General features: G+C 56.9%; 1 protein-coding gene. It reads right to left on the minus strand.

The window, feature by feature from the left end:
* Positions 1-218 (minus strand): conjugative transposon protein TraM (gene traM / locus HMPREF2983_RS02610; protein WP_141757614.1); only part of this gene is annotated, 218 nt, incomplete at both ends.

The raw sequence follows: 218 nt of genomic DNA on the forward strand, positions 1-218 counted from the left end.
CGTGGAATACGCAAGCCCTGCACTTTGGCACTTTCAAGCAGACGGAGCACGACATTATCGCCCTCTTTGAGCGTCGTTGTCCTGTCCACCACCACTTTGAGTGTGTTGCGCATCGTGGGTGCAGCCGCACTTGCGAGCGAATGGAAGCCCAAGTTGCGTGCTTTCGTGCCATACTCCTTGATGAAGTCAGCGTCGCTCATCGGCTGCCCCAGTGAGGA

The sequence above is a fragment of the Prevotella sp. HMSC077E09 genome (assembly GCF_001814685.1).
Lineage (GTDB): Bacteria > Bacteroidota > Bacteroidia > Bacteroidales > Bacteroidaceae > Prevotella > Prevotella oris.